Here is a 20,543-nt window from a genome sequence, read left to right as displayed (position 1 = left end):
CTCGTCCTCAAACGCCGGACGGGCTGGGTAACTCAGCCCCTCCGGCGTTTGAGGAGCGGGGTCTGGGGCGGAGCCCCAGAAGGATGGGACGGGTAGGGGCGGCGGGGGCGAGGAAAGTCCTACGCCAGACCCCGTCGTGCCACAGCCGGCGGACGCCACCCCGCGATCGACGCCACCATGTCCAGCACCTGCCGCGTCTCCGCCACCTCGTGCACCCGATACACCTGCGCCCCCAACCACGCCGACACCGCCGTCGTCGCCAGCGTCCCCACCACCCGCTCCTTCAACGGCTTGTCCAACGTCTCGCCCACGAAGTCCTTGTTGGACAGCGACACCAGCACGGGCCACCCGGTGTCCACCATCTCGCCCAGCCTCCGCGTCGCCTCCAGGCTGTGCCGCGTGCTCTTGCCGAAGTCGTGCCCCGGATCGATCATGATCGACTCCCGAGGCACCCCCAACCCGGCCGCCCGCTCCGCGAGCCCGACGGTCACCCGCAGAATGTCGGCCATGACATCGTCGTACGCCACCCGATGCGGCCGGGTCCGAGGCTCCGCCCCACCCGCGTGCGTACACACAAGCCCCACCCCGTACCGCGCCGCGACCTCGGCGAGCCGCGCGTCCACCCCACCCCACGCGTCGTTCAGCAGATCCGCCCCGGCCTCGCACACGGCCGCCCCGACATCCGCCCGCCAGGTGTCCACGCTGATGACGACGTCCGGGAACCGCCGCCGCACCTCCGCCACGAACCCGACGGTCCGCCGCGCCTCCTCCTCGGCCGTCACCTCTTCGCCCGGGCCGGCCTTGACCCCGCCGATGTCGATGATCGCCGCGCCCTCGGCCACGGCCTGCTCCACGCGCGCGAGGGCGGGCTCGTCGAGGAACGTCGCCCCTTGGTCGTAGAAGGAGTCCGGGGTCCGGTTCACGATCGCCATGATCACCGGCTCGTGCGCCTCGAATTCGCGCCTGCCCAGCCTGAGCATCCCCTGTGACCTCTCCTAGTACGAGCCCGTCTTCGGCCGCCTGCGACCCTAACTGTCAGACCCGCATGGCACGATCGGACCCTGACACATTCAGCTTCCGAACATCGAGTTTGGGGACCACAGCGATGGTTATGTTCTTGTTCCTGGTCGTCGCCCTGGCCGTCGTGGTGGCCGCGGTGACGCTGGCCGTGGTGGGCGGGGGAGAGAGCGACGGCCCGCTGCCCGAGGTGGCCCCCGAGCGGCTCCAGGACCCGCTGCCGCCGGACCGCCCGGTCACCCGCGCGGACGTGGACGAACTCCGCTTCCCCCTCGCCGCCCGCGGCTACCGCATGGCGGACGTCGACGACGCCCTGAACCGCGTCGCCGCCGAACTCGCGGAGCGCGACGCGCGCATCGCCGACCTGGAGTCCGCGCTGGCGGGCGCCCGTGCCGGTGCCCACATCTCCATGGAGAAGCCCGCGCACGGCCCGGGGGAGCAGCAGTGAGCGACGGCACCGCCCTCGCCGGCCCGGACGGCGCGCTGCGCTGCCCCTGGGCGCTGTCCACCGAGGACTACGTGGCGTACCACGACGAGGAGTGGGGCCGCCCGGTCCACGGCGACCAGGCCCTCTTCGAGCGGGTCAGCCTGGAGGCCTTCCAGTCCGGCCTCTCCTGGATCACGATCCTGCGCCGCCGCCCGGGCTTCCGTGCCGCCTTCGCCGACTTCAAGATCGAGGCCGTCGCCGCCTTCACCGACGAGGACCGCGAACGCCTCCTGGCCGACGCGGGCATCATCCGCAATCGCGCCAAGATCGACGCGACCATCGCCAACGCGCGCGTGCTCGTCGACTGGGCTCCGGGCGACCTGGACACCCTCATCTGGTCCCACGCCCCGGACTCCGCCACCCGTCCGGCCCCCAGGACGCTGGCGGATGTCCCGGCGGTCACCCCGGAGTCGACGGCTCTGTCGAAGGACCTCAAGAAGCGCGGCCTGCGCTTCGTGGGCCCGACGACGGCGTACGCGCTGATGCAGGCGTGCGGCCTGGTGGACGACCACCTGGCGGACTGCGCGGCCAGAGGCGACCGGTAACCGGCAGGGGTCCTTCCGAAGGCCGACACGCCCGGCGGAAACCCCGTGTCGGCCCTGCTCGCCCCGGTACCGGCCCTACCGGCCCAGGTACTTCGGCTTCTCCTTGTTCACGAAGGCCTGCACCGCGATCGCGTGGTCCTCGGACTGCCCGGCCCGCGTCTGCAGCTCGTCCTCCTTGTCCAGGGTCTCCGTCAGGGAGTGGGAGAGCCCGTAGGCCACCGCCTCCTTGATCGCCGCGTACGCCACCGTCGGTCCGACGGCGAGCGCGCGGGCCACCTTCTCGGCCTCGGCCCGCAGCTCGCCGGCCGGGACGACCCGGTTCGCGATCCCCAGCTCGTAGGCGTCCTGGGCGCTGATGCTGCGCGGGAAGAGCAGCAGATCGGCGGCGCGGCCGGGGCCCACCACGCGCGGCAGCGTCCACGAGATCCCGGAGTCCGCCGTCAGCGCCACCCCGGCGAACGAGGTGTTGAAGGCCGCCGTGTCCGCCACCACCCGGTAGTCGGCGGCGAGCGCGAACCCGAGGCCGGCGCCCGCCGCGACCCCGTTGACCCCTGCCACCACGGGCTTCGGCATCTGCGTCAGCGCCCGCACGATCGGGTTGTAGTGCTCCTTCACCGTGCTCATGGTCTGCCCGGAGCCGGTCTCACGGTCCGACGCCAGCAGCGTGATGTGCTCCTTGAGGTCCTGCCCGACGCAGAACGCCCGGTCGCCGGCGGACGTCAGCAGCACCGCGCGCACGGCGTCGTCGGCCGCCGCGGACTCGACCGCCTCGCGCAGGGCCACCTTCGTCGCGATGTTCAGCGCGTTCATCGCCTCGGGGCGGTTCAGCGTGATCGTCGCGAGTCCGTCGCCCACCTCGTAGAGCACGGTGTCGGCCATGGTGATGTCCCCTCCGGTGTCGCGGCTCGGGCGTACCGTCCGGTACGCCCCTGTCCGAAGGACAGCATGGCGGAGATCACCGTCCGGGGACCGGAGCGGTCGTGTGACCTGCGTCAAAGAAATCTCGACGGATTCCGGTCCGCGGAAGTCCGTGCGGCGGCGGAGTATCGCAGTCACATCGCCGAATTGAGTGGTTTTGCTCGCGCGCGTTGCCCAAGCGATGCCGACTGATGTTGGTCATCGGGTCCTGAGATGCGGGATAATGGCCTGGAAGCAATGTGTTCGATGCCGGTGTCGTGCGTCCCAGTCACTCGCTGTGGCCACGCGTGCCCTCTTGGGCCGTCGGCTTTGACGATGAGCTGGTTTCAGGAAGGGGAACGAGCATGGCGGCCATGAAGCCGCGAACGGGCGATGGCCCGCTCGAGGTGACCAAGGAGGGGCGGGGCATCGTCATGCGCGTTCCGCTCGAAGGCGGCGGTCGACTCGTCGTCGAGCTGACCCCTGACGAGGCCGACGCGCTCGGCGACGCCCTCAAGAAGGTCGTCGGCTGACGCGCACGCGACCAGACCCGTCACTGCCCCGGCATCGTCTTCGATGCCGGGGCAGCTGTTTGCCCGTCTTCCTGTTCCGTCAGCGCTTGACCGCGCACAGCAGGCCGTCGCCCACCGGCAGCAGCGACGGCACCAGTTCCTGGCTCTCGCGCACCGCGCGCAGCAGCTCGCGCAGCCGCAGGACCTCGGTGGGCTGCGGGCCCGAGTCGACTGTGCGGCCGTTGGCGAAGACGCCCTCGAAGACCACCAGACCCCCCGGACGGAGCAGGCGCAACGATTCAGCGAGGTAGTCGAGGAACTCCAGCCGGTCGCCGTCGCAGAAGACCAGGTCGTAGCCGGCGTCCGCGAGCCGGGGCAGCACGTCCAGGGCACGGCCCGGGATGAAGCGGGCGCGGTTGCTGGCGAAACCGGAGGCGCGGAAGGCCTGGCGGGCGAAGCTCTGGTGCTCGGGCTCGGGGTCCACGGTGGTCAGCACGCCGTCCGCGCGCATGCCGTGCAGCAGATGGACACCGGAGACGCCGGTGCCGGTGCCGATCTCCGCGACCGCCTTCGCGTCCACGGAGGCGGCCAGCAGACGCAGTGCGGAGCCCGTGCCGGGCGACACCGAGCGCAGCCCCGCCTCACGGGCCCGGTCCCGGGCCCAGCGCAGCACTTCGTCCTCGGCGACGTAGGCGTCGGAGAACGCCCAGCTCGTCTGCCGGTTGCCGGTAATGACCCTCTCCTGTCCCCGTGGTTGCCTGGGCGTGACTGTATCCGCTGGCGTCGGGAACCCGCAGATGGGACCAGGCGTTTAGAGGGGTGGAAGAAGGAGCGGGGGGACACAGTTGGATCACGAAGACGAGCAGGGGGACGAGCGGGGCCTCGAGCAACTGCTGACGCAGCCGCCCGAGCCACGCCGGTCCTCATCAAATTCTCGTAAAACCGCTTATCCGGAGCTAACGGGCGAGGTGGCTATGGTAGGGGCTCCACTGGACACCACCAGAGCCGACAGGGGAGGTGCGGCTGCGCCTATGGATCGGGGAGGAGTGCTGCGGCGCTTCCTCGGATCGGCGGGCAGGCCGAAATCCGTGAACGACACCGCTGCTGACCCCAGCCACGCCGCTGACCAGACCCAGACCGCGACTTTCTCCACCGACGCGGACGGGCAGGCGTGGACTCCGCCCACGTGGGAGGAGATCGTCAGCACCCACAGCGGCCGTGTGTACCGGCTCGCGTACCGCCTGACAGGTAACCAGCACGACGCCGAGGACCTCACGCAAGAGGTCTTCGTCCGCGTCTTCCGCTCCCTGTCCACCTACACGCCCGGCACCTTCGAGGGCTGGCTGCACCGCATCACCACCAACCTCTTCCTCGACATGGTCCGCCGCAAGCAGCGCATCCGTTTCGACGCGCTGGGCGAGGACGCGGCCGAGCGACTGCCCAGCCGTGAGCCCTCGCCCCAGCAGGTCTTCAACGACGCGCACTTCGACGCGGACGTCCAGCAGGCCCTCGACACCCTCGCTCCGGAGTTCCGCGCCGCGGTCGTCCTGTGCGACATCGAAGGACTGTCGTACGAGGAGATCGCCGCGACCCTCGGGGTCAAGCTCGGCACCGTCCGCTCCCGGATCCATCGTGGCCGTTCCCAGCTGCGCAAGGCCCTGGCGCACCGTTCGCCGGAAGCCAGGGCGGCCGAGCGCCGTTCCTCCTTCGTGCCACGGGTGCCCGCACTGGGGGGAGGGGGCGCGACCGCGTGAGTGGATCACGACCCAGCCCCGCCGAGGGGCGCTTTTCCGAGCAGCATCTGGGAGACCGACTCTCCGCCCTGGTGGACGGAGAGCTCGGTCATGAGTCGCGCGAGCGCGTCCTCGCCCACCTGGCCACCTGTGCCAAGTGCAAGGCCGAGGCCGACGCCCAGCGACGCCTGAAGAACGTGTTCGCGGAGGCGGCGCCCCCGCCGCCCTCCGAGAGCTTCCTGGCCCGTCTCCAGGGGCTCCCCGGGGTAGGTGACACGGACGGCGGTGGCTCGCCGTTCGGCGGGGGCGGATTCTCCGACGGCTTCGCCGCCCGCCCCACCGCCGGAGCCGGAGCAGGCGCCGGGACCTCCGGGGTCTTCGGACTGAGGCGCGCCGAGCGCTTCGAGTTCGGTTACGTGCCGGCCCGTCCGTACACCCCGGCAGCCGGGCCCGGTCCGCTCCCCATGCCCGCGGCGGCCGACCGAGGGTTCCGCATACACGACGTCAGCCGGCACGAGGCCGAGCGCTCCGCCTCGCGCGGAATGCGGTTCGCGTTCGTCGCCGCCGGCGCGGTGTCGCTGGCCGCGATCGCGCTCGGTGGCGTCACCAGCGGCGTCCCGACCGACACCGCGGACGCCCGCGGCGGCACCGGCACGGGCAGCAACGTGACGCCGATGCGCACGCAGGGCACGGGAGCCGCGACGGCGCCCGAGTCCCAGCGGCGCCGTGGCGCCGTCGGCCCCCTGCTCGCACAGGGCCAGAGCCAGCGCACGCTCGGCGCCCCGGTCGCCCCGACCTCGGTGTCCGCGCCCCTGCTGCCCGGTGTACCGAGCCCCGCGGTCGCCGGACGCGAGGAGACCATGCACACGCTGGCCACGCCTGTGGTGTCCGGTGTCGCGGCCATGTCCCCGCTGATACGTCCGCTCGGCACCACCTCGCCGTTCGCCCTGACCTCGTGGTCCACCACGCCGGAGGTCACGGCCCCCGGCAGCCTGCTCGCCGCACCCGTCCCCGACACGACCTCCGCTCCTTCCTCCCCCACCTCCCCCACCTCTCCGCGCACGGCCCGCTGACCGGCCCCTGCGCCACGGCTCGCGAACCTGGTTGAATCCTGTGAGGGCCGCGCCCTGTGCAGGCAGTCGGGCGCGGAGTCGACGAACCGCGACCGCCGACGACGAGCCGTGTCGCGGTCAGCTGTGGGGAGAGCAGTGAACGAGGGGAAGCCGACGAAGGCGAAGTGGTGGAATCGTCCACACCCGCAGGACCCTTCGGGGGCGGCGGGGACGGACGGTTCCACCGACGGTGATTTCGAGTTGGCCCGGCCCGCTTCCGCGGAAGGCGACTTCGAGTTGGCGCGGCCGGCTTCCACGGAGGGTGACTTCGAGTTGAGGCGCCCGGAGAGCGTGCCGCCGACAGAGGTACCGGACGCGCCTTCCCCCCAGGTTCCCGACGAGCGTCCCGAACCCCTGCACGCCCCCGACCCCTTCAGCACCCCGCCCTACGGCGAGCCGGGCCCCTGGGCCTCCGCCCCACCGGTCCAACAGCCGCTCCCCGCCGCTTCCCCCACGCCCGTGTCCACCCCCTGGCAGAACTACGACCCCTGGGCCGCCCCGGCCGCCCCCCTCCAGCAGACCGGCGCGGCCATCGACGGAGTCGCCTCGCGGCGTCGGCGCCTGCGGCGGGCCCTGGTCGGCGGGGCCGTGGCGCTCGCGCTGCTCTCCGGAGGCGTCGGGGGTGCCATCGGGGCGTATCTGGAGCGCAACGGCGGTGTGGGGGGCGTACAGCTGCCGCAGGCCGGCAAGGAGCCGGTCGGGCGGGCCGCGGACAGTGTGGCCGGGATCGCCGCGCGAGCCCTGCCCAGCGTGGTCACCCTGCATGTCACCGGTTCCGAGGAGTCCGGCACCGGCACCGGGTTCGTGCTCGACGACCTCGGGCACATCCTCACCAACAACCACGTCGTCGAACCCGCCGGTGCCTCCGGCGAGATATCGGTGACCTTCAACAGCGGGGACACCGCCAAGGCCACCGTCGTGGGACGGGACAGCGGATACGACCTCGCCGTGGTGAAGGTGAGCGGTGTGCGGGGGCTCAGCCCCCTGCCGCTGGGCAACTCCGACAACGTCCAGGTCGGCGATCCCGTCGTCGCCATCGGCGCCCCCTTCGACCTGGAGGGGACCGTCACCTCCGGCATCATCAGCGCCAAGTCGCGGCCCATCACGGCCGGCGACAGCGTCGACGGCAGTGACGTGTCGTACGTGGACGCCCTGCAGACCGACGCGCCGATCAACCCCGGGAACTCCGGCGGACCGCTGCTCGACTCGCGGGCCCGGGTCATCGGCATCAACTCCGCGATCCGTTCCGCCGACGACGGCTCGGACTCCGGCGGCGGCCAGGCCGGTTCCATCGGGCTCGGCTTCGCCATCCCCGTCAACCAGGCCAAGCGCGTCGCCGAGGAACTGATCAACACCGGCAGGGCGACCCACCCGGTCATCGGCGTCACCCTCGACATGGACTACACCGGCGACGGCGCCCGGGTGGGCACCAAGGGCAGCGGCGGCAACCCCGCCGTCAACGCGGGCGGCCCCGGCGACAAGGCCGGCATCAAGGCCGGCGACGTCATCACCGAGGTCGACGGTCAGCGCGTCCACTCCGGCGAGGAGCTGATCGTCAAGACCCGGGCCCACCGTCCCGGCGACCGACTGGAGCTGACCGTGCGGCGCGACGGCAAGGAGCTGACGATCTCGCTGGTGCTCGGCTCCTCCGACGGCGACTGAACCTCGTACCGACCGAACCTCGTACCGACCGATCCCCGACAGCAACTGACAGGAACCTCACACGTGAGGTCACGACCCCTGGTCCACAAGGCAAACAACCGGGAAAACCGGCATGCGGGCGCACTCGGAGCGCTCGGGACAGTACCGGTCGAAGCGGATCGCCGGGTACCGTGGATCCGGCCCGGACCACAAGGAGCATCAGGTGTTCAATGACATAGGACCGCTGGAGCTGGTGACGCTCGTTGTCCTCGCCGTGCTCGTCTTCGGTCCGGACAAGCTCCCCAAGGTCATCCAGGACGTCATGCGGACGGTGCGCAAGATCCGCGAGTTCTCGGAGAGCGCCAAGGAGGACATCAGGCAGGAACTCGGCCCGGAGTTCAAGGACTTCGAGCTCGAGGACCTCAACCCCAAGACGTTCATCCGCAAGCAGCTGGACAATGACGAACTGGGGCTCAAGGAGATCCGCAACGGCTTCAACCTGAAGAAGGAGATGGCCGAGGTCACGGACGCGGTGCAGAGCCGCGACGCCGACCGGTCGGACTCCTCCGGTTCCGCCTCCTCGTCCGGTTCGGCGGGCTCGTCCGGTGCCTCCGGCGGTCGTATCGACATGACCAAGAAGCCCGAGGACGACGACCGCCCGCCCTTCGACGCGGACGCCACCTGAGCCGTACGAACACGGCCGGTCACCTGCGTCGTACGTGACGCGTTTCATACCCGGTGGGGCCTTCGCGCGCCCTGAACCGGCCTCCTGAGCGACCCACGCGCCCGGCGGTTTCCCGGTTGCCCGCGGCGGGGTGGCTATGCTGCCGAGTTGTTGTGCGGGCCGGCGGCGAAAAAGCAACGCCGCCCGAAGGGGGGCGGGCCGCTTCGGCCCGACGAGAACGAGGAGGCGTCCGGGCACATGGAGACGACGAGTCAGGCGGTCGCACAGGCGCCGACCGCGGAGGGTGGACAACAGGTCCCCTCCGCCCGGCGCACGGTCGACGGCTACCTGCAGGCGCCCTTCCCGTGGTACGGCCTCGACGAGGCCTTCACGGGGCCGCGCTGGTTGATGCAGGTCGGTACGGCGGCCGACGGGGCCGTCGAGCACGGGTCGATCGGGCACGGTGACGAGCCCTCGGTCAAGAACGAATACGCGGTGGGCTCCGCCGGTGAGCCGAAGGAGAAGTTCGCGGTCGTCGTCACCGTCGCCGCGAGCCCGTCCCGGCGGAGTGCGGACGGGACGGGGTTGCTGGAGGCCACGTCGGTCTCCTCGGCGGCCTGGCTGGCCGGCGTGGGGCTGCTGTCCTTCACCTGGCCCGGGCAGATGGACCACTCGCTGCGGGACGACTGGCTGGACCAGCAGACGGAGACCGCCTGGGTTCTGGCGGACGACCTCGAGGGGGCTGACTGGTCGACCCTGTCCCTGCCCGTGGACGGGGTGCCTACGCCCTTCCACTACCGGGAGTCCGAGTTCGGGTGGGTTCTCGCCGGGTCCACGCCCGAGGGCGTGCATGTGGGGGCGTACGGGCGAGGGATGAGTGCCTATGGGCTCGCGTTCGCCGTGATCAAGGACATCGGCGCGTACGAGTAGCCGTTTGTGGGGAACTGCTCCGCCGGCGTGGCTGGTCGCGCCCACGCGGCGGAGCCGCACATCGATACGGCCCCGCGCCCCTTGGGTCCGCCGACTAGAACTTGTTCTTGGGAGTGATCCCGAGTGACAGTCCCGAGAGGCCCCTCTGCCGGCCCCCCAGCTTGCCCGCGATCGCCCGCAGGGCCGCGCCCGCCGGGGAGTCCGGGTCCGTCAGGACGACCGGTTTGCCCTCGTCGCCGCCCTCGCGGAGGCGGACGTCGATGGGGATGGAGCCGAGGACGGGGACCGAGGCGCCGGTCGTGCGCGTGAGGCCGTCGGCCACCGACTGGCCGCCGCCCGAGCCGAAGACGTCGACCATCTCGCCGCAGTGCGGACAGGGCAGGCCGGACATGTTCTCGACGACGCCGACGATCTTCTGGTGGGTCTGCACGGCGATGGAGCCGGCCCGCTCGGCGACCTCGGCCGCCGCCTGCTGCGGGGTCGTGACGACCAGGATCTCGGCGTTGGGCACCAGCTGGGCGACCGAGATGGCGATGTCGCCGGTGCCCGGCGGGAGGTCCAGGAGCAGGACGTCCAGGTCGCCCCAGTAGACGTCCGAGAGGAACTGCTGGAGCGCGCGGTGCAGCATCGGGCCACGCCACACCACCGGCGCGTTGCCCGGGGTGAACATGCCGATGGAGATGACCTTCACGCCGTTCGCCGACGGCGGCATGATCATGTTCTCGACCTGGGTCGGACGCCCCTCGGCGCCCAGCATGCGCGGCACGGAGTGGCCGTAGATGTCGGCGTCGACGACGCCCACCTTGAGGCCGTCGGCCGCCATCGCCGCCGCCAGGTTCACCGTCACCGAGGACTTGCCGACCCCGCCCTTGCCGGAGGCCACCGCGTAGACCCGGGTGAGGGAGCCGGGCTGCGCGAAGGGGACCTCGCGCTCGGCCTTGCCACCGCGCAGGGCGGTCGCGAGTTCCTTGCGCTGCTCGTCGCTCATCACGTCGAGGGTCACGTCGACGCGGCTGACACCGTCGACCGCGGCGACCGCATCGGTCACGCGTTGCGTGATCGTCTCCCGCATCGGGCAGCCGGAGACCGTGAGGTACACGGTGACCGCGACCGCTCCGTCCGCGTCGATCTCCACGGACTTGACCATCCCGAGCTCGGTGATGGGCCGGTTGATCTCGGGGTCGTTCACCGTCGCCAGTGCCTGGCGCACCGCGTCTTCGCTAGCCATAGGGTCGATGGTACGGCGCCGAGGGGGCCCTTCGGCCAGCCCCTCAACGGTCGTCTGCGTCACGCCCGGCGGACCGTTCTGCCGGGAATACGACGTGTCCGTCCCGCCGGCCCTCTATCTCCTTGACGAGGTCCTGCAGCTCGGAGCGGATCCAGTCGCGGGTCGCCACCTCGCCGAGGCCGATGCGCAGCGCCGCGATCTCGCGGGTCAGGTACTCGGTGTCGGCGATGGACCGCTCGTTCTGCTTGCGGTCCTGTTCGAGGTTGACCCGGTCGCGGTCGTCCTGCCGGTTCTGCGCGAGCAGGATCAGCGGGGCCGCGTAGGAGGCCTGCAACGACAGCATCAACGTCAGGAAGATGAACGGGTAGTTGTCGAAGCGCAGATCCCGCGGCGCGAAGATGTTCCACAGCACCCACGCGATGATGACGACCGTCATCCAGACGATGAACCGCCCGGTGCCCAGGAACCGTGCGATGCGCTCCGAGAACCGTCCGAAGGCCTCCGGGTCCCACTCGGGCAGGAGCCGGCGCCGCGCCGGCCGGGGCTGGTCCAGCCGGGCCCTCGCGCGCGTGCTCGCCGTCGCCCCCGCCGGGGTGCGCTCGCGGCCGTTCTCACGCTCAGCCATGCGCCGTCGCCTCCTCCCCTTCGATCGGTTCGTCGCGTCCATCGGGTTCGTCGGGTTCGGCGGGCTCTTCGGATTCCTCGGTCTCGTCGAGGTGGAACTCGGTCTCCCGCCAGTCCTCGGGCAGCATGTGGTCGAGTACGTCGTCCACGGTCACCGCGCCCAGCAGCGACCCGGCCTCGTCGACCACGGGCGCCGCGACCATGTCGTACGTGGCGAAGAACCCGGCGACGACGGGCAGCGCGGCCTTCGGGTCGAGGGTCTGGAGGCTGTCGTCGAGGATCGAGCTGACCAGCGTGTAGGGCGGGTCGCGCAGCAGGCGCTGGAAGTGGACCGTGCCGAGGTACTTGCCGGTCGGGGTGTCGTCGGGCGGCCGGCAGACGTAGACCTGGGCGGCGAGCGCGGGGGAGAGGTCGGCGTTGCGCACGCGCGCGAGGGCGTCGGCGACGGTCGCGTCGGGGCGCAGCACGATCGGCTCGGTCGTCATCAGACCGCCGGCCGTGTGCTCCTCGTAGGACATCAGGCGTCGCATGTCGGCCGCGTCGGAGGGCTCCATCAGGTTCAGCAGCCGTTCCTGGTCCTCCTCCGGCAGTTCGCCGAGCAGGTCGGCCGCGTCGTCCGGGTCCATCGCCTCCAGGACGTCGGCGGCGCGCTCCTCCTTCAGCTTGCCGAGGATCTCGATCTGGTCGTCCTCCGGCAGCTCTTCGAGGACGTCGGCCAGGCGGTCGTCGTCGAGGGCGGCGGCGACCTCGGCCCGCCGCTTGGGGGCCAGATGGTGCAGGACGTTGGCGAGGTCGGCCGCGCGCAGCTGCTCGAAGGTGGCCAGGAGGCTCTCGGCGCCCTGTCCGTGCTCCTCCAGGGAGAAGCCGGTGACCGCGGACCACTCCACCGTCAGCGTCTCGCCCCTGGCCCGCCTGAAGGCGCCGCCCTTCTTCCCCTTGCGCACGAAGACGCGGCCGACCTCCCAGTCCCGGCGGGCCGGCAACTGCTGCACCGACAGGTCGAGGACGGTCACCTCCTCGTCGGTCTCGGCGAGCGTGACCCGCCGGTCGAGGAGCTCACCGAACACGAGGCGCTCGGTGGGCCGTTGCTCGAATCGGCGGACGTTGAGCACGCCGGTGGAGATGACCTGGCCGGACTCGATGCCGGTGACCCGGGTCATGGGCAGGAAGATCCGGCGGCGCGTGGTCAGTTCGACGACCAGGCCGAGCACGCGCGGAGGGCGCCGGGCCACGCGCAGCATGACGACGACATCGCGGACCCGGCCCACCTGGTCGCCGTTGGGGTCGAAGACGGGAACGCCCGCGAGATGCGAGACGAAGATCCGGGAAGGGGCGCCCGCTGCCATGAACGCGCCTCCTTTTCTTCCTGTTTCCTACGGGTGTTCCGCATGGTTTCCTACGGGTGTTTCGTACGGTGTTCCTTTTCCGAATTGCCCGCTCGGACGGCCTTCAGGCTAGCCCGTCCCGATCGGGTCCGCCCTGGTAGGGGGTCCGGACGGACCGGCTCCGTTCGGTCCGCGCGGCCCCGGTACGCTGCCTCCGTCCCGCGACAGAAAGGCAGCCCCAGCCGTGACCGTGATTGCCCAGGGCCGTACCCGCAGAGTCGCGCTGGTGAGCGCGGTGTGCGCGCTGGTGGTGACGGGGACCGGGTTGCTCACGGGGTGCAGCGAGGATCCGGACGCGGGCACGAACGGGGTCGGCAAGCTGCCGGCCGCGACGATCCAGTCCAAGTCGAAGGCGGCCGCCGACTCCGCCACGGCGGTGCGGCTTGCCGGGAACGTCGTCACCAACGGGCGGACGTACACGCTCGACATGCGGCTGTCGGCCGACGGCGGCACCGGCTCGGTCACCTCGAAGGGGGTGGCCTTCGGGCTGCTGCGCGTCGGTGAGCAGCTGTACCTGAAGGCCGACGCGGCGTTCTGGAACCAGGCCGACGGCGGCTCGGACGCGGGCGCCGCGAGCTCGCTCGACGGCAAGTACGTGAAGGTGCCCAAGGGTGACCCCTCCTACCAGAAGTTCAGTGGCTTCACCGAGAAGGACGTCCTCCTCGACGGACTGCTGACGCTGCACGGCACGCTCGCGACGGCCGGCCACCACGAGCAGTCGGGCACCCGGACCATCCGCATCACCGGCGACGAGGGCTCAGGCGGCACGCTGGACGTCTCCCTGAAGGGCGAGCCCTACCCCCTCCGGCTGCAACGCGCCGGCGGCGCGGGCACCCTCACCTTCTCGGCCTGGGGCCAACAGTTCCCCCTGGCCGAACCGAAGGACGACGAAACGGTGGACTACGGCAAGCAGCTGCCGACGTCGTAGCGGGACCGAACTCGCCCTCGCCGTCAGCCACTTCCGCGTACCGACCGCTACTTCCGTCGCCGTTTGCGGAACAGCAGCCGCGGCAGCCCCGCCGGAGCCGGCTGACGCGTGGTCGCCGGTGAAGGCAGCGGCGCCTGCGCCAGATCCCCGTCGGGCAACGGCGCCACAGCCCCCGTAGGAACCAGGCGGAGCACCCGGCACTCGCGCGCCCAGCGCTCCGGCATCGCCTCGCCGTCGGGGGCGTTCAGCCGCTTGCCCTTCAGCTCGGCGACCGTCGCCTGCCACGCCTCGGAGTCCGGGGTGAGTTCGACGACCTGCGCCGACCAGGAGACCAGCCGGCCGCCCTTGTCCTTGCTGCGCACGGTGACGTCGGCGGAGCCGCCGTCGGTCAGCCCAGGCAGCGGCTGCTCGCCCGGACCGTCGCCGACCAGACAGGCCGCGCCCTCGTGCCAGACGTGCCACAGGGCGCGCGCAGGGACGCCGGGACCGTTGACCCAGACAAGGCCGGACTTCTTCGTGGCCTCCTCGACGAGGGCCTGGTCGAGCAGCTCGCTTGGCATCGGCTCCGCGGTCATGGGCGCAGCCTATCCAGCGCCGCTCCCGGCACCCTCACAGCCAGCCGTTGCGCTTGAGGGTGCGGTGGATGACCAGACAGACGCCCACGATGAAGGTCATCACCATCGGGTACCCGTACCGCCAGTGCAGCTCGGGCATGTGCTCGAAGTTCATGCCGTACACGCCGCACACCATCGTCGGTACGGCGATGATCGCGGCCCACGCGGTGATCTTCCGCATGTCCTCGTTCTGCGCGACGGACGCCTGCGCGAGGTTGGCCTGGAGGATCGAGTTGAGCAACTCGTCGAAGCCGATGACCTGTTCCTGGACGCGGGCGAGGTGGTCGGCGACGTCCCGGAAGTACTTCTGGATGTCCGGGTCGACCAGCCGCATCGGCCGCTCGCTCAGCAGCTGCATGGGCCGCAGCAGCGGCGACACCGCGCGCTTGAACTCCAGTACCTCACGCTTGAGTTGGTAGATCCGGGCCGAGTCGACACCGCGCGAGATACCGCCCCGCCCGGGCGAGAAGACCTCGGTCTCGACCTCGTCGATGTCGTCCTGCACGGCGTCGGCGACCGCGACATAGCCGTCGACGACGTGGTCGGCGATCGAGTGCAGCACGGCCGAGGGGCCCTTGGCGAGCAGCTCGGGGTCGTCCTGCAGCCGGTGCCGCAGCGCGCGCAACGAGCCCTGGCCGCCGTGCCGGACGGTGATGAAGAAGTCCCGTCCGGTGAAGCACATGACCTCGCCGGTCTCAACTACCTCACTGTTCGCGGTGAGTTGGTCGTGCTCGACGTAGTGGATGGTCTTGAAGACGGTGAACAGGGAGTCGTCGTAGCGCTCCAGCTTGGGGCGCTGGTGGGCCTGGACGGCGTCCTCCACGGCCAGCGGGTGCAGCCCGAACTCGCTTGCGATACCGGCGAATTCGGCCTCGGTCGGCTCGTGCAGACCGATCCACACGAAGCCCCCGTCGCGGCGCACCTGCCGCATCGCCTCGTGCGGAGTGCACGGCGTCGGCGTCACGACGCGGGTGCCGTCGCGGTAGACGGCGCAGTCGACGACGGCCGACGGAGTGCCGGGGTCACGGGTGGTGTCGTACGCGCCGGTGTCCTTGCGCAGCGAGGGACGCGACGGGCGTACTGCGGCACGCAGGTCACGGATCATCGACATGGCAGGCTCCTTCGTGACAGGCAACAAAGGGCGGCGGCGACGGGTGGAACTACCCGGAATGGGGACGTCCTGACTGCGGGTGTGTTTGGCACGTCCACAAAGCGGGGAGCACCGCATCGTCGCGGCAGCGGAGCTTCGTTGCTGGATCAGCTACTGCTTCAGATCAGACAGATCACAGAGATCAGGCAAAACGGAATGAAGTGCTCTTCCGTGCGAGGACGCGAGTGTGAGAGGCGGCGGTTGCCGGAGTCACAGCAGCTGCATCAGCGGGCGGAAGAACGAGTGGTACTGCACGGTCGACTTCGATCCATGACAGCCCCACCTCCTCCGGCCGGTCCCTCGTAAGGGAGTCTCAATCCCTCGAAAGGGAGTGGTGTCGGCGTCGGGACCTGATCGCGACGCTCAAGCGTGCTGCCCCGAACCACCGGGCAAGACTAGCAGTGACCCGAAGTGTCAAGCCGCCGCTTTGCCCGGTACTGACGAGTTCTATGCTCGCGACATGGTTGATGTTCTTCCTCTGGTCGAGGCCCGGTTGCGCACCGCGCTGGGCGAGCCGGACGCGCGCGCGGCGGTCACCTTCCTCGGCACGGACCGCGTCGAGGTGCTGCGCTTCCAGGAGGGCGACATCGTCCGCTACGCCACGCTCGGCATGTCCGCGCAGCCGATGAGCGACCCCGCCGCGATGCTCGCCGACCCGGTCGCGGGACCGCGCGCCGAACTCGTCCTCTCCGTCCGCGCCGGACTCGCCGATACGGACAAGGCGCTCCGCCCGCTCGCCGTGCTCGCCGCGTCTCCGCAGGTGGAGGGCGTGGTCGTGGCCCCGGGCGCCTCCCTCGACGTGGGGGAGCCGCTGTGGCCCGGCGCCCCGTTCACCTCGGTCCTGGTGGCCGAGCCGGGCGGACTGGTCGAGGACCTCGAACTGGACGCCCCCCTCGACCCGGTCCGCTTCCTGCCGCTGCTCCCGATGACCCCGAACGAGGCGGCCTGGAAACGCGTCCACGGCGCCCAGGCCCTCCAGGAGCGCTGGCTGACGAACGGGACGGACCTGCGGGATCCGTCCCGCAGGTCCGTCCCGCTGGAGTGAGCAAGCTCACCGGGCGGTGGCCGAAAAGCTTCAGTTGGCAAAGACCGTGACACTGTCCTCGACGGCGTGCCGCGTCTCCAGCTCCGCCGCCTCGTGCGTGAGCGCCTTGCGCCTTACGACGACCACGACCGCGCCCAACAACGCCGTGACCGCGGCGACCACGAACGGGATGTGGATGTCGCTCCACTCCTCGATCTTCGGCGCGAAGAACGGCGCCGCCGCTGCCGCGAACCACCGGACGAAGTTGTAGCCCGCGCTCGCCACCGGGCGTGGCGCGTCCGAGACACCGAGCGCCAGCTCCGTATAGACGGTGTTGTTCACGCCGATGAAGGCGCCGGACAGGATCGTGCAGACGACGGCCGCGGTGTGGTCGCCGTAGCCGAGGACCAGGACGTCCGCCGCGAGCAGCACCAGCGAACCGCCGAGCACCTTCAGCGAACCGAACCGCTCCTGCAGCCGCGGTGCCACGAACACGGAGAAGACGGCGAGCAGGACGCCCCAGGCGAAGAACACCGCACCCGACTTGTACGGGGTCATGTCCAGCACGAACGGGGTGAAGGCCAGCACGGTGAAGAACGTGTAGTTGTAGAAGAAGGACGAGGCCGCCGCGGAGGCGAGTCCACCGTGGCCGAGCGCCTTGATCGGGTCGAGGATCGAGGTCTTCGTCGTCGGCTTCGGCTGTTCCTTCAGGAACACCGTGATGCACAGGAAGCCGATCGCCATCAGGAACGCGGTGCCGAAGAACGGGTAACGCCAGCTGGCGTCGCCGAGCAGCGCGCCGAGGAGCGGGCCGCACGCCATGCCGAGGCCGAGCGCCGACTCGTACAGCAGGATCGCCGCGGAGCTGCCGCCCGCCGCCGCGCCGACGATGACGGCGAGGGCCGTCGAGACGAAGAGCGCGTTGCCCAGACCCCAGCCCGCGCGGAAGCCGACGAGTTCGGCGACGGAGTTCGAGGTGCCCGCGAGACCGGCGAAGACGACCACCAGCGCGAGCCCGAGCAGCAGGGTCTTGCGGCCGCCGATACGGCTGGAGACGAAGCCGGTGACCAGCATCGCGACGGCGGTGATCAGGAAGTACGAGGTGAAGAGCAGCGAGACCTGACTGGCCGTGGCGTCCAGGCCCTTGGCGATGGACGGCAGGATCGGGTCGACGAGTCCGATGCCCATGAAGGCGACCACGGACGCGCCGGCCGTCGCCCATACGGACTTGGGCTGTCGCAGGATGCTGGTCGCTCCCGCGTCGAATGGGTCGTCCATGCGGTCGTGCATGCTTCCTCCACCTCTCTCGCTGCTCTCCGACTGGGAGATAGTTGGTATATGCACATAGTAAGTTAGGTGGGCTAATTAATGCAAGCTACATGTAGTTCTGCTCGGTAAGGCTTCCGTCCGGACGGGTGATCGTCCTTGACGTGCGCGAGCGAGGGTAGGACCGTGGGGCCCTATGAGGGGCGAACCCAGTTGCCCGAAGTGTGGTGGCCGGGTCAGGGCTCCCGGACTCTTCGCCGATTCCTGGCAGTGCGATCTGCACGGGACCGTGCATCCGCTGCAGCCCGTGATCCCGCCCAGCGTCGAGGCCCTCGAAGTCGTCGTGCACCGCACGCAGGTGCCGGTGTGGATGCCGTGGCCGCTGCCGGTCGGCTGGCTGTTCACGGGCGTGGCCTGCGCGGGCGACGACCGCAGCGGGGGTCGTGCGACGGCCGTGGCGTGCTCCGGTCCCGGCCCGCTCGGCGGGATCGGGGAGCTGATCCTGGTCGCCGAGGAACTGGGTGTCGGCCTGGGCGCGCGGTACGCGGGGATCGACGGACCGGACCCCGGGCCGTACATGAACGTGGAGAAGCCGCCGCAGGCGAAGGTGCTCGCGGCCGGGCGGCCGACGCCGCTCTGGCATGTCGCCGGTGCCTCCGACGACCGGGCCGTGTTCGCGGGTGAGGCGCTCGGGCTGTGGCTGTGGGCCGTGGTGTGGCCCGAGCAGTCGGGATTGTTGATGTACGACGAGCTGGTGCTCACGGATCTGCGGGACGCGGGGGCGGAGGTGGAGCTGGTGCCTTGTGGGGCGTTGGCGCCGCGCTTGCTTCAGCCGTAGCGCCTACTGGGGTGGGGGTTCTGTTTTTGGGGCGGGTGCGGGTTGTGTCGGGCTGGTCGCGCAGTTCCCCGCGCCCCTGGGTCGGTTGGCGTAGCCGTTAGTCTTGGGCGGTCCCCTTTTCCGTCAACCCGCTGGAGTTCGCGTAGTGCGTATCGATCTGCACGCCCACTCCACCGCTTCCGACGGTACGGACACCCCCGCCGAGCTGGTGCTCAATGCCGCCGATGCCGGTCTTGACGTCGTCGCGCTGACCGATCACGACACCACGCGCGGGTACGCCGAGGCGATCGCCGCGCTGCCGGAGGGGCTCACGCTCGTCACCGGGGCCGAGCTGTCCTGTCGTATCGACGGGGTGTCCATGCACCTGCTGGCGTACCTCTTCGATCCGCAGGAGCCGGCGCTGCTCGCCGAGCGGGAGTTGGTGCGGGACGACCGGGTGCCGCGGGCCCGGGCGATGGTGGCGCGGCTTCAGGAGTCCGGGGTGCCGGTGACCTGGGAGCAGGTGGCGCGGATCGCCGGGGACGGTTCGGTCGGCCGGCCGCATGTCGCGACCGCGCTGGTCGAACTGGGCGTGGTGGCGACGGTGGACGAGGCGTTCACGCAGCAGTGGCTCGCCGACGGCGGCCGGGCCTACGTCCCCAAGCACGAGACCGACCCCTTCGAGGCGATCCGGCTGGTCAAGGCCGCCGGCGGTGTCACCGTGTTCGCGCATCCGGGCGCCAGCAAGCGCGGTCGTACCGTGCCGGAGTCCGCGATCGCCGAGCTGGCCGTCGCGGGGCTCGACGGCATCGAGGTCGACCACATGGACCACGACCTGGAGACGCGGGCGCGGCTGCGGGGCCTCGCGAAGGAACTGGGGCTGCTCACCACCGGGTCCAGCGACTACCACGGCAGCCGCAAGACGTGCGTGCTCGGCGAGTACGTCACGGATCCCGAGGTGTACGGGGAGATCACGCGGCGTGCGACGGGGGCGTTCCCGGTGCCGGGGACCGGCGGGGCCTGACACCCACGCCCGGTCGTCCACTTCCCCCTTTCCCGTTTCTCTCGCAAGGCCTGTGCTCACCCATGTTCGATGTCGCCGTCTTCGGCTCCCTCTTTTTGACCCTGTTCGTCATCATGGATCCCCCTGGGATCACCCCGATCTTCCTCGCCCTGACCGCCGGCCGCCCCGGCAAGGTGCAGAAGCGGATGGCCTTCCAGGCCGTCTGCGTCGCCGGAGGCGTGATCACCGTCTTCGGGCTGCTCGGGCACCAGATCCTCGACTATCTGCATGTCTCCGTGCCCGCGCTGATGATCGCGGGCGGGCTGCTGCTTCTGCTGATCGCCCTCGATCTGCTCACCGGCAAGACCGACGAGCCGAAGCAGACCAAGGACGTCAACGTCGCGCTCGTACCGCTGGGCATGCCGCTGCTGGCCGGACCCGGCGCGATCGTGTCCGTCATCCTGGCCGTGCAGAAGGCCGACGGTGTCGCCTCGCAGGTGTCGGTGTGGGCGGCGATCCTCGCGATCCACGTCGTGCTGTGGGTGGTGATGCGGTACTCGCTGCTGATCATCCGGGTCATCAAGGACGGCGGCGTGGTGCTCGTGACGCGGCTCGCGGGGATGATGCTCTCCGCGATCGCCGTGCAGCAGATCATCAACGGGATCACACAGGTGATCAAGAGCGCCTGAGGCGTTCGTATACGCAGAGGCCCTGTACGGCATCGGTGCCGTACAGGGCCTCTGAAGTGTGGTTGAGGGGTCCGCGTAAGTGTTACGAGGCCTTGGTCTCGGCGGGGCGGATCCACAGACGCTGTCCTATGGCGGCGGCCTGTTGCACGATCCGGTTGACGGAGGCGGCGTCCACGACGGTGCTGTCCACGGTGGTGCCGTCGACCTCGTCGAGACGCATGATTTCGAAGCGCATGGCTTCTCCCTTCGTCTGGTCATCCTCCTGAGGAGAACTACT

The 20,543-nt window shown here is 70.5% G+C and carries 23 protein-coding genes; 13 read left to right on the top strand and 10 right to left on the bottom strand.

All coding sequences use genetic code 11. The features are described from left to right. Positions 1-119: 119 nt before the first annotated feature. Positions 120-980, bottom strand: a complete 861-nt coding sequence (gene folP, locus ACWD5F_RS40310; RefSeq protein WP_451261168.1) for a dihydropteroate synthase — start codon at positions 978-980, stop codon at positions 120-122. Between the two features lie 131 nt (positions 981-1,111). Between folP and ACWD5F_RS40305 the strand changes: the two genes are divergently transcribed. After that, positions 1,112-1,465: a DivIVA domain-containing protein gene (locus tag ACWD5F_RS40305; RefSeq protein WP_401714396.1), complete on the top strand. Its 354-nt coding sequence runs from the start codon at positions 1,112-1,114 to the stop codon at positions 1,463-1,465. After that, a complete protein-coding gene (locus ACWD5F_RS40300; RefSeq protein ID WP_451261167.1) occupies positions 1,462-2,049 on the top strand; it encodes a DNA-3-methyladenine glycosylase I in 588 nt (195 codons plus the stop codon). The genes ACWD5F_RS40305 and ACWD5F_RS40300 overlap by 4 nt, the downstream gene beginning before the upstream one ends. A gap of 75 nt (positions 2,050-2,124) precedes the next feature. Here ACWD5F_RS40300 and chcB read toward each other — a convergent pair whose 3' ends face one another. Next, positions 2,125-2,934 (bottom strand): 2-cyclohexenylcarbonyl CoA isomerase, encoded by an 810-nt coding sequence (gene chcB / locus ACWD5F_RS40295; RefSeq protein WP_451261177.1) that lies wholly within the window; start codon positions 2,932-2,934, stop codon positions 2,125-2,127. Positions 2,935-3,311: 377 nt separating this feature from the next. On the opposite strand from chcB, the gene ACWD5F_RS40290 reads away from it, so the two are divergent. After that, positions 3,312-3,479 carry a DUF3117 domain-containing protein gene (locus ACWD5F_RS40290; protein WP_003966491.1) on the top strand — a complete coding sequence of 56 codons (168 nt, stop codon included), beginning with the start codon at positions 3,312-3,314 and terminating at the stop codon, positions 3,477-3,479. Between the two features lie 79 nt (positions 3,480-3,558). Here the strand turns inward: ACWD5F_RS40290 and ACWD5F_RS40285 are convergent, their stop codons facing one another. Beyond that, positions 3,559-4,191, bottom strand: coding sequence for an O-methyltransferase (locus tag ACWD5F_RS40285; protein WP_123997922.1), 633 nt, complete (start codon positions 4,189-4,191; stop codon positions 3,559-3,561). A 313-nt stretch (positions 4,192-4,504) separates the two neighbouring features. On the opposite strand from ACWD5F_RS40285, the gene sigE reads away from it, so the two are divergent. The 5 genes from sigE to ACWD5F_RS40260 all read left to right on the top strand — a co-directional run bounded on the left by sigE (position 4,505) and on the right by ACWD5F_RS40260 (position 9,538). After that, the gene (gene sigE / locus ACWD5F_RS40280) at positions 4,505-5,212 is read left to right on the top strand and encodes an RNA polymerase sigma factor SigE (RefSeq protein WP_401714395.1); all 708 of its coding nucleotides are present in this window, start codon (positions 4,505-4,507) and stop codon (positions 5,210-5,212) included. Beyond that, entirely contained in the window at positions 5,209-6,264 is a 1,056-nt protein-coding gene (locus ACWD5F_RS40275) for an anti-sigma factor family protein (RefSeq protein WP_451261166.1), read from the top strand. Before sigE ends, ACWD5F_RS40275 begins: the two co-directional genes overlap by 4 nt. Before the next feature lie 135 nt (positions 6,265-6,399). After that, on the top strand, positions 6,400-7,965 hold the full coding sequence (locus ACWD5F_RS40270) for a trypsin-like peptidase domain-containing protein (protein WP_451261165.1): 1,566 nt from the start codon (positions 6,400-6,402) through the stop codon (positions 7,963-7,965). 202 nt (positions 7,966-8,167) lie between these two features. Next, positions 8,168-8,629 (top strand): sec-independent translocase, encoded by a 462-nt coding sequence (locus tag ACWD5F_RS40265; protein WP_451261164.1) that lies wholly within the window; start codon positions 8,168-8,170, stop codon positions 8,627-8,629. A gap of 237 nt (positions 8,630-8,866) precedes the next feature. Continuing rightward, a complete protein-coding gene (locus ACWD5F_RS40260) occupies positions 8,867-9,538 on the top strand; it encodes a hypothetical protein (RefSeq protein ID WP_451261163.1) in 672 nt (223 codons plus the stop codon). Between the two features lie 94 nt (positions 9,539-9,632). Here the strand turns inward: ACWD5F_RS40260 and ACWD5F_RS40255 are convergent, their stop codons facing one another. From ACWD5F_RS40255 to ACWD5F_RS40245, 3 genes are read right to left on the bottom strand one after another with little or no spacing between them, the layout of a single operon-like run. Further along, positions 9,633-10,766 carry an Mrp/NBP35 family ATP-binding protein gene (locus ACWD5F_RS40255; RefSeq protein WP_451261162.1) on the bottom strand — a complete coding sequence of 378 codons (1,134 nt, stop codon included), beginning with the start codon at positions 10,764-10,766 and terminating at the stop codon, positions 9,633-9,635. Between the two features lie 43 nt (positions 10,767-10,809). After that, positions 10,810-11,391, bottom strand: coding sequence for a DUF1003 domain-containing protein (locus tag ACWD5F_RS40250; protein ID WP_401713185.1), 582 nt, complete (start codon positions 11,389-11,391; stop codon positions 10,810-10,812). Beyond that, on the bottom strand, positions 11,384-12,736 hold the full coding sequence (locus tag ACWD5F_RS40245) for a magnesium transporter MgtE N-terminal domain-containing protein (RefSeq protein WP_451261161.1): 1,353 nt from the start codon (positions 12,734-12,736) through the stop codon (positions 11,384-11,386). The genes ACWD5F_RS40250 and ACWD5F_RS40245 overlap by 8 nt, the downstream gene beginning before the upstream one ends. Positions 12,737-12,959: 223 nt before the next feature. Between ACWD5F_RS40245 and ACWD5F_RS40240 the strand changes: the two genes are divergently transcribed. Continuing rightward, positions 12,960-13,703: a hypothetical protein gene (locus ACWD5F_RS40240; RefSeq protein WP_451261160.1), complete on the top strand. Its 744-nt coding sequence runs from the start codon at positions 12,960-12,962 to the stop codon at positions 13,701-13,703. Positions 13,704-13,750: 47 nt separating this feature from the next. Here the strand turns inward: ACWD5F_RS40240 and ACWD5F_RS40235 are convergent, their stop codons facing one another. Then, positions 13,751-14,263: a hypothetical protein gene (locus tag ACWD5F_RS40235; RefSeq protein ID WP_451261176.1), complete on the bottom strand. Its 513-nt coding sequence runs from the start codon at positions 14,261-14,263 to the stop codon at positions 13,751-13,753. A 49-nt stretch (positions 14,264-14,312) separates the two neighbouring features. Next, the gene (locus ACWD5F_RS40230; protein ID WP_451261159.1) at positions 14,313-15,428 is read right to left on the bottom strand and encodes a magnesium and cobalt transport protein CorA; all 1,116 of its coding nucleotides are present in this window, start codon (positions 15,426-15,428) and stop codon (positions 14,313-14,315) included. 499 nt (positions 15,429-15,927) lie between these two features. On the opposite strand from ACWD5F_RS40230, the gene ACWD5F_RS40225 reads away from it, so the two are divergent. Continuing rightward, complete coding sequence (locus ACWD5F_RS40225) at positions 15,928-16,512, top strand: suppressor of fused domain protein (protein ID WP_451261158.1); 585 nt, start codon at positions 15,928-15,930, stop codon at positions 16,510-16,512. A 30-nt stretch (positions 16,513-16,542) separates the two neighbouring features. Here the strand turns inward: ACWD5F_RS40225 and ACWD5F_RS40220 are convergent, their stop codons facing one another. Further along, a complete protein-coding gene (locus tag ACWD5F_RS40220) occupies positions 16,543-17,769 on the bottom strand; it encodes an MFS transporter (protein WP_451261157.1) in 1,227 nt (408 codons plus the stop codon). A 184-nt stretch (positions 17,770-17,953) separates the two neighbouring features. Between ACWD5F_RS40220 and ACWD5F_RS40215 the strand changes: the two genes are divergently transcribed. From ACWD5F_RS40215 to ACWD5F_RS40205, 3 genes are all read left to right on the top strand, one after another. After that, entirely contained in the window at positions 17,954-18,595 is a 642-nt protein-coding gene (locus ACWD5F_RS40215; RefSeq protein WP_401713169.1) for a DUF6758 family protein, read from the top strand. A 145-nt stretch (positions 18,596-18,740) separates the two neighbouring features. Beyond that, positions 18,741-19,598 (top strand): PHP domain-containing protein, encoded by an 858-nt coding sequence (locus ACWD5F_RS40210; protein WP_401713166.1) that lies wholly within the window; start codon positions 18,741-18,743, stop codon positions 19,596-19,598. A gap of 62 nt (positions 19,599-19,660) precedes the next feature. Beyond that, positions 19,661-20,266, top strand: a complete 606-nt coding sequence (locus tag ACWD5F_RS40205; RefSeq protein WP_451261156.1) for a MarC family protein — start codon at positions 19,661-19,663, stop codon at positions 20,264-20,266. Positions 20,267-20,348: 82 nt separating this feature from the next. Here ACWD5F_RS40205 and ACWD5F_RS40200 read toward each other — a convergent pair whose 3' ends face one another. Next, positions 20,349-20,501 carry a hypothetical protein gene (locus ACWD5F_RS40200; RefSeq protein ID WP_019058373.1) on the bottom strand — a complete coding sequence of 51 codons (153 nt, stop codon included), beginning with the start codon at positions 20,499-20,501 and terminating at the stop codon, positions 20,349-20,351. Between the last annotated feature and the right edge of the window lie 42 nt (positions 20,502-20,543).

It is taken from the genome of Streptomyces sp. NPDC002499, assembly GCF_053595415.1.
The sequence above is the reverse complement of the archived record's forward strand: the minus strand, read 5'-3'. Positions and strand labels throughout refer to the sequence as shown.

Coding starts and splice junctions, on each gene's coding strand:
- ACWD5F_RS40250 (WP_401713185.1), bottom strand. CDS start 11,391: ATGGCTGAGCGTGAGAACGGCCGCGAGCGCACCCCGGCGGGGGCGACG.
- ACWD5F_RS40245 (WP_451261161.1), bottom strand. CDS start 12,736: ATGGCAGCGGGCGCCCCTTCCCGGATCTTCGTCTCGCATCTCGCGGGC.
- folP (WP_451261168.1), bottom strand. CDS start 980: ATGCTCAGGCTGGGCAGGCGCGAATTCGAGGCGCACGAGCCGGTGATC.
- ACWD5F_RS40215 (WP_401713169.1), top strand. CDS start 17,954: ATGAGGGGCGAACCCAGTTGCCCGAAGTGTGGTGGCCGGGTCAGGGCT.
- ACWD5F_RS40225 (WP_451261158.1), top strand. CDS start 15,928: ATGGTTGATGTTCTTCCTCTGGTCGAGGCCCGGTTGCGCACCGCGCTG.
- ACWD5F_RS40200 (WP_019058373.1), bottom strand. CDS start 20,501: ATGCGCTTCGAAATCATGCGTCTCGACGAGGTCGACGGCACCACCGTG.
- ACWD5F_RS40230 (WP_451261159.1), bottom strand. CDS start 15,428: ATGTCGATGATCCGTGACCTGCGTGCCGCAGTACGCCCGTCGCGTCCC.
- ACWD5F_RS40260 (WP_451261163.1), top strand. CDS start 8,867: ATGGAGACGACGAGTCAGGCGGTCGCACAGGCGCCGACCGCGGAGGGT.
- ACWD5F_RS40235 (WP_451261176.1), bottom strand. CDS start 14,263: ATGCCAAGCGAGCTGCTCGACCAGGCCCTCGTCGAGGAGGCCACGAAG.
- ACWD5F_RS40305 (WP_401714396.1), top strand. CDS start 1,112: ATGTTCTTGTTCCTGGTCGTCGCCCTGGCCGTCGTGGTGGCCGCGGTG.
- ACWD5F_RS40205 (WP_451261156.1), top strand. CDS start 19,661: ATGTTCGATGTCGCCGTCTTCGGCTCCCTCTTTTTGACCCTGTTCGTC.
- ACWD5F_RS40255 (WP_451261162.1), bottom strand. CDS start 10,766: ATGGCTAGCGAAGACGCGGTGCGCCAGGCACTGGCGACGGTGAACGAC.
- ACWD5F_RS40290 (WP_003966491.1), top strand. CDS start 3,312: ATGGCGGCCATGAAGCCGCGAACGGGCGATGGCCCGCTCGAGGTGACC.
- ACWD5F_RS40220 (WP_451261157.1), bottom strand. CDS start 17,769: ATGGACGACCCATTCGACGCGGGAGCGACCAGCATCCTGCGACAGCCC.